The 1,637-nt window shown below is 31.6% G+C and carries 2 protein-coding genes; both read right to left on the bottom strand.

All coding sequences use genetic code 11. The features are described 5' to 3' along the window. Window positions 1-406: 406 nt before the first annotated feature. On the bottom strand, window positions 407-1,294 hold the full coding sequence (locus F6K53_RS40825) for a sulfotransferase (RefSeq protein ID WP_366511431.1): 888 nt from the start codon (window positions 1,292-1,294) through the stop codon (window positions 407-409). 105 nt (window positions 1,295-1,399) lie between these two features. Next, a partial coding sequence (locus F6K53_RS40830; protein ID WP_293085938.1) for a hypothetical protein occupies window positions 1,400-1,637 on the bottom strand: 238 nt, incomplete at its 5' end.

A 1,637-nucleotide genomic window follows, 5' to 3' on the forward strand; every position in this document is an offset into this window, starting at 1 on the left:
CCCACTTAGGGTTTGCCATATCTCCAGGACTTAAGGCTAGCAAATACAGCTCTTGGATTCCGTTTTACCATCTTTAAGGAATAAAACCCACATTCCGCAGGTTAGCTTGGATATAGAATATTTTTTACGACACTATGGGAAACTGAGCGATCGCAAGTTCAGCCATTCTCAAAAATCCTAACCAATTGAGAATAAAGCTGGGCTGAATGCTCTCCATACTCAAATCAATGAAACCTTTGCAGGATATAGCTTTGGCTTGTAAGCAAAGAGAAAATTATTCAAATTGAGGACGAACCTGCGGAATGTGGGATAAAAAAAAGTAAATATTTTTTATTAACAAATGAATCCGATTTAAATCCAGAACAAAAATACAAACCTAAGATAGTTCAGTACTGATAATCTAAGTTCAAGACAACAGTTTGTGAGCGTCATCTAGCCATTGACTTGCATAACCACCAAACCTAGCACTTAACTTTTCGAGTTCAGGCTGGTATGTTTTAGCTAAATAAATTCTGAGTTCTTTAGAGAGCTTGTCTTTATAATCTTGGGCATAGGATGCTTCTGGTTTGGTACTAATTTGCTGAAGATAATTGACATCTGTGTCTAGATTCAAAAAATTACATACTCGACGTATAAAATCTTGAGGTTGTTTTTTAAGCTCATCAAAAAAACAAATTAAAAATTGTTCTTCTGGATAATAAAAATGCCAGGTGTCAAGAGTCTTTAAATAGTTGCTTCTTTCTCTAATTGCTTTGCTATCAAAACGATGTATAAAATCTAGGTTAGATAAAGAATCAAAATCCTTGTTTAAAGAAGCAAAATTCATTCGAGTATTTGACCAAGCTCTATCAATAGGATTACGTAGGATAAAAATAATTTTTGCTTTTGGCATGATTTGGTAAATATACCCTACAGAATCCTTATTCAATATTGAATAATCTGGTGTAATTTCTCCAGTTATCTTCTCTGACATGGAGCTAAAAACTGAACTATATAATCGGTCATTACTAAAGTTATAATAATCGTTTAAGCAACTAATTGCTCCTAGTAAATTTCCGCTAAATAGTTGATTTTGTACTTGCTGTTTAAATATAGTATTACGCCATTCTCTGAGAAATTTTGCTTGAAAAAACTCAAATGAATTATGACGCAATACTCTTGTGATTAGATTGTGATTTAAAATTTTTTCTCTAGCACCAAAGTACTGAAGCTCTTTAAAATTAGGTAAACCAATATCAGGATGCTTTTTTAAGTTATGGTGTAGCCAGGTAGTCCCAGCTTTTTTTGCTCCTATACAGAGAAAGTCAGGAAATCTTTGTTTTTTTTTTCATAAACAATTAATTGATATTTTTGAATTTAGTTAAAAGTGAATTAATTCCAAATAACAAAACTATAAAACTCATACAAAAAGCTCATGACGATCAAAATATTTTTTTGCTACCCATTGATTACCATAAGAGTATTTTTTGTAAATTATTTGATTTAATTGATTATATTTATCGCTATTACTGCCGTTATCAAAACTAATCTTATTAAGCCCATTTTTTATTCGCTTGAATGCAAAATCAGGAATTATTAATTTTAAATAATTGAGTCTGCGAAGTGTCTCAAAACTCCCTTTATCAGGAGATCGATTG

The sequence above is a fragment of the Moorena sp. SIO4A1 genome, assembly GCF_010672065.1.
Classification (GTDB): domain Bacteria; phylum Cyanobacteriota; class Cyanobacteriia; order Cyanobacteriales; family Coleofasciculaceae; genus Moorena.